Source organism: Streptomyces nanshensis (genome assembly GCF_001751255.1).
GTDB classification, from domain to species: Bacteria; Actinomycetota; Actinomycetes; order Streptomycetales; family Streptomycetaceae; genus Streptomyces; species Streptomyces nanshensis_A.
On sequence record NZ_LJGW01000167.1, the window covers coordinates 243 to 5,223 of the forward strand.

Annotated in this window: 5 protein-coding genes and 1 pseudogene; 4 read left to right on the plus strand and 2 right to left on the minus strand. The window is 69.9% G+C overall.

What is annotated here, in order from left to right; genetic code table 11:
- Positions 1-173, minus strand: a pseudogene (locus tag AN218_RS38060) (helix-turn-helix domain-containing protein); the annotation flags it as partial.
- A 309-nt stretch (positions 174-482) separates the two neighbouring features.
- Between AN218_RS38060 and AN218_RS10480 the strand changes: the two are divergent.
- Together AN218_RS10480 and AN218_RS10485 are read left to right on the plus strand one after the other, a co-directional pair.
- Positions 483-1,004, plus strand: a complete 522-nt coding sequence (locus AN218_RS10480) for a DinB family protein (protein WP_070016524.1) — start codon at positions 483-485, stop codon at positions 1,002-1,004.
- Positions 1,005-1,240: 236 nt separating this feature from the next.
- On the plus strand, positions 1,241-1,609 hold the full coding sequence (locus tag AN218_RS10485) for a hypothetical protein (protein WP_070016521.1): 369 nt from the start codon (positions 1,241-1,243) through the stop codon (positions 1,607-1,609).
- A gap of 244 nt (positions 1,610-1,853) precedes the next feature.
- On the opposite strand, the gene AN218_RS10490 is transcribed toward AN218_RS10485, so the two are convergent.
- On the minus strand, positions 1,854-2,396 hold the full coding sequence (locus tag AN218_RS10490) for a hypothetical protein (RefSeq protein WP_070016522.1): 543 nt from the start codon (positions 2,394-2,396) through the stop codon (positions 1,854-1,856).
- A gap of 512 nt (positions 2,397-2,908) precedes the next feature.
- Here AN218_RS10490 and AN218_RS10495 point away from each other — a divergent pair.
- Positions 2,909-4,201: an MFS transporter gene (locus AN218_RS10495; protein WP_079132019.1), complete on the plus strand. Its 1,293-nt coding sequence runs from the start codon at positions 2,909-2,911 to the stop codon at positions 4,199-4,201.
- Positions 4,202-4,364: 163 nt separating this feature from the next.
- Complete coding sequence (locus tag AN218_RS10500) at positions 4,365-4,895, plus strand: type 1 glutamine amidotransferase domain-containing protein (RefSeq protein WP_070016523.1); 531 nt, start codon at positions 4,365-4,367, stop codon at positions 4,893-4,895.
- The last annotated feature ends 86 nt before the right edge of the window (positions 4,896-4,981 follow it).

A 4,981-nucleotide genomic window follows, 5' to 3' on the forward strand; every position in this document is an offset into this window, starting at 1 on the left:
TCGGCCACGTCCTTGAGGGTGCGCTGCTGTGCGCGGCGCTCGCCCCGCAGGACCCCGCCCATGACGTGCCGCCACAGCGGCTCCCTCCCCGGCGCCCCCGGTGGGGGCGGGGCCGGAGCCGGGGCCGGGCGCAGCTCCAGGACGCGGGCTCGGTCGGACGCATGGGTGCTCACCACTTCAGATTAGAAGCGCGACGCCGTACGGGAAGGGCGACGGCGTCCGTTCCGCCACCGGCGAAAAGCGCCGACCCACCCGTACCCCGGTCCGGCTCCCCGTGGCACCGGCTCCCCGTGGCGACGCCCGCCCCGGAAATTGCGTGGCGTACGGCACCCCCGCCCCGGATGCTCGACCGCATGACGAACACCGCGGAACCGACCCCCCGAGACGAACGCCACCCCGCACACAGCGACAGCCACAGAGACAGCGACGACCACGAGGATGTCCGCGAGAACTTCCCCGAGCGCCGCTTCGCGTGGTCGGACATGTTCGTACACCCGGACGACGACCCCCGCTCCCAGGGCGGCTGCGAGGACGAACCGGCCACCCTCACCGCCTACTTGGCCGACCAGCGCCGCACTCTGGAGATGAAGTGCTCCGGTCTGGGCCCCGAGGCGCTGGCCCGGCGCTCCGTACCGCCGTCCAACATGTCGCTGCTCGGTCTGGTGCGCCACATGGCCGGAGTCGAACACGCCTGGTTCCGGCGGGTGTTGGCCGGGCAGGACGTGCCGCGCCTCTACCGCACCGAGAACGACCGCGACCGTGACTTCGACGGCGCACTGCCGGACCCGGAGGTCGTCTCCGAGGCATGGGAGACCTGGCGCGGAGAGGTGGCCTTCGCGGAGCGCTTCGTACGGGAGGCCCCCGATCTCGACGTGAGGGGCACCATCCGCGGTGAACAGATCTCCCTGCGGGAGGTGTTGGTGCACATGATCGAGGAGTACGCGCGCCACAACGGCCACGCCGACCTTCTGCGCGAACGCATCGACGGACGCGTGGGCCAGTAGCGCCCCGAACTGCCCGTCCGCCGCATGGAGTTACGGGAGGACCGCCGTCGGAAGAGTGACGGCGGACCTGCGGGTACCCGCCCCGTACGAACCCGGTCGTGCAGCCGGTCGTGTGGCCGCCGTCCGGTCGTCCGCCCGTCCGGCCGATCACGCCGGCCCGAACGCGAACAGCCGGTGCGCGACGGCACGTTGAGAACGGACGGCGCGTGGAGAACGCGCGTGGAGAACGGAGGACGATGACGCTTCAGCACCCTGCCGAGCGCGGCGGCGACGAGCGCGGCCGCTTCGAACGTCTCGCCGAGACGGCCTCGAACGTCACCGGGTCACCGGTCTTCTACGTCTTCTGCGTGCTGCTGATCGCGGCGTTCGTCGCCGTCCACGCGGTGGCGGTGCCGGTGGCCTGGATGATCTTCGTGGGCGACATGATGGCGGCGGTGAGCCTGCTGCTGCTGGCGCTGCTCAAGAACACCGAACGCCGCGCGGAGCACGCCCTCCAGCGCAAACTGGACGCGATCGCGGCGGTGTTGCTCGAACAGCACGAAGGCGGATCGCACAGCGCGCACGAGAATCTGCGCGCCGCGATCCGCATGGACGAGGACGTCTGATCCGGTACGGGAGGCGACGGAGACGGCCGACGGCACCGGTGGATCCGATGCCGTCCGCCGTGAAACGGGCCTCGGCCTGCGCACCCGATCAGGACGTGGATCAGGACGCCGACAGGACGGCCGCTCGCCGCGTTCCGTTCTCAGGACCCGCGGCCTCGGCCGCGGGTCCCACTCCCTCGCATTCCGTGCACGGCCTGGTCAGGGCCGCGTCGTGTCCCCGTGACGGAGTCCCCGGAGGGAAACGTCAGCCGGCCGCGTCGATCATCTCGCGGGCCTTGCCCTCGCTCTCGTCGTAGCGGTCGGGGAAGGCGGAGCGCTGCACGCTCTGCGCGAGCTGACCGGCGGTCATGCTCGGGTCGTTCGCGTCGTTGGGGATGGCCTGGTCGAGGAACGCGTTGGTGGCGTAGACCGGGTCGAGGATCTGCTCGGGCGTGCCCCAGCCGGCGCTGGGACGCTGCTGGAAGACGCCGAGCGAGTCGCGGTCGCCACAGTTGAGGTTGTTCATGTGGGACTCGACCCAGCCGGCCTCGAAGGCGGCGAGCATCACCTTGTCGTTGACACCGCGCTGGGTCGCGACGTCGTGCACCGTGTTGATGATCGCGGGGTCGTAGTCCCCCGGGACGGCGCACTTCGTGTCGAGGATCTCCGCGTTGGCACGGTTGTCCTTGCCGTCGCTCTCGCCGGCGCTGGCCTGCACCGCCAGACCGCCCGCGACGAGCACGCCGGCGGCCAGGGCCGTGGCGCTGCGGATGACCGTCTTCCGTCTGATCTTGGTGGTAAAGCTCATTGGGACTTTCCCTTCCAGGTGGGGGACAGAGACGCGCGTAGATACACGTCCCTGCTGGCACGGAACCCCGTAACTCCCAACCACTCACCCGGCGTTGGGGCTGCCTGTGGGCAGTGAGAGCAATCGATTTCGTTGCGGGACGGTACAAGTCTGACCGTGGCACGTCAACGAACCCTGGTTTTCCCACACCAGGCACAGAGCACAGATCGGCAAATGGCAGCAGGAAGCGGAAAATCAGTCGTCAATGGACCACTGTCCCGGCACGGAAATCGCAGGTCGCTGACGACGATCTTCACGAAAACGATTTCAGTCCTTGCCACACACCGGCCCCACCGTAAACACCCGCCCCCTCGACGGAGCCCGGTTCGTGACACCTGTCATTTGTGTAGTTGTACTAACCATCGATATGTTTTCCCTTGTGGCCTACACGGACTTCTCCCGCGCAGCGCCGCCCAGTCGAAGCCGGATCCCCCGAGAACAGCCACGCACCGAACCGAAGGGACGCCCCTGACATGAACGGGCCGGAGACCACGACGCCCGAGGCGCCCACCGGACCGGAGGCCGGCGCCGGCAGCACCGGCTCCGCCTCGTCGTCCGACGCACCGCACACCTCCGCACCGCAGCACACCCCGCACGCCCGCAAGGAGAGCCCCTTCCGTCAGCCGAAGGCGGTCTGGGCGGTCGCCTTCGCGTGCGTCATCTCCTTCATGGGCATCGGGCTCGTCGACCCGATCCTCCCCGCGCTCTCCAGCCAGCTCGACGCCACCCCGAGCCAGGTCACGCTGCTCTTCACCAGCTATCTGGTGGTCACGGCCGTCGCCATGCTCGTCACCGGCTGGGTCTCCAGCCGGCTCGGGCCCAAGCGGACGCTGGTCTTCGGCCTCGTGCTCATCGTCGTCTTCTCCGCGCTCGCGGGCACCACCGGAAGCATCGACGGCATCATCGGCTTCCGTGCCGGATGGGGCCTGGGGAACGCCCTGTTCATCGCGACGTCCCTCGCCGTCATCGTCGGCTCCGCCAGCGGCGGCTTCGCGGGCGCGATCGTGCTGTACGAGACGGCGCTCGGCGTCGGCATCGCCACCGGGCCGCTGCTCGGCGGGCTGCTCGGACATGTGAGCTGGCGCGGGCCGTTCTTCGGCGTCGCCGTTCTGATGGCCGTCGCACTGGTCGCCACCGTGATACTGCTGCCGCCCTCGAAGGCCGCCGAGCGTCCCGAGTCGCTCGTCGAACCCCTCGCCGCGCTGCGCCACCGCGCGCTCGCGACCACCAGCGTCACCGGGCTCCTGTACAACTGGGGCTTCTTCACGATGCTCGGCTACGCACCGTTCCTGATGCACCTCTCCGCGATCGAACTGGGCTGGGTCTTCTTCGCATGGGGCCTGCTCGTCGCGATCTTCGCGGTCTTCGGTGCGCCCGCGCTGCGCGGCTGGTTCGGCACCCCGCGCACCCTCTACGGCAATCTGCTCTTCATGGCCGCCGACCTGCTCGTGATCGGGCTCTTCCCGGACGAGCGCTGGGCCGTGATCGGGGCGGTGATCGTCGCCGGTGCCTTCATCGGCGTCAACAACACCCTCGTGACGACCGCGGTGATGAGCATCGCGCCGGTGCCGCGTCCGGTCGCCTCCGCGACGTACGGCTTCGTCCGCTTCATCGGCGGCGGCCTCGCACCCTTCGCCGCGGGCAAGCTCGTCGAGCACTACAACGCGCACGTGCCGTTCATCCTCGGCGCCGTGAGCGTCACCGCGGGGGCCGTTCTGCTCTCGACGGTGCACCGCGCGCTCGACGAGGCGGACCGCACCGCCTGACCCTGCCCGGGCCCGCCTGCCCGAGCCCGCCTGCCCGCCTTCCCGTACGGCGCCCCCGCATAGGGGGCGCGGCGTTGGGGACCCGCCCCGTGAGAGCGAGGAACCCCGTAACGCCGTGCGCGGCACGCAGAGAACGTGCGCGGCACGGAAGGAAGTGGCCAGCATGCGCATCGCCTTTCTCATGGCCCCCGAGGGGGTCGAGCAGGTCGAGCTGACGGAACCGTGGAAGGCCGTGAAGGACGCCGGGCACACGCCGCGTCTGGTCTCCACGACGGCGGGCCGTATCCAGGCGTTCGACCACCTCGACAAGGCCGACACCTTCCAGGTGGACCAGACCGTGGACGAGGCGGCGGCCGAGGAGTACGACGCCCTGCTGCTGCCCGGCGGTGTGGCGAATCCGGACGCGCTGCGGCTGGACGACGACGCCGTACGTCTGGTGAAGGACTTCTGCGAGTCCGGCAAGCTCGTCGCCGCGATCTGCCACGCGCCGTGGACGCTGATCGAGGCGGACGTCGTACGCGACCGCACGCTCACCTCGTGGCCCAGCCTGGAGACCGATCTGCGCAACGCGGGCGCCCACTGGGTCGACGAGGAGGTCGTCGTGGACGAGGGCACGTACACGCTCGTCACCAGCCGCAAGCCGGACGACCTCAAGGCGTTCGACGACGCCGTCGTCGTCCAACTCGGCGGCTGAGCACGGCAGTCGGCCCGCGCCGCAAGACGCGAGACGCGAGACGCGAGAAGGGCGGGGTCACAGGCTCGCGGTGAGCCTGTGACCCC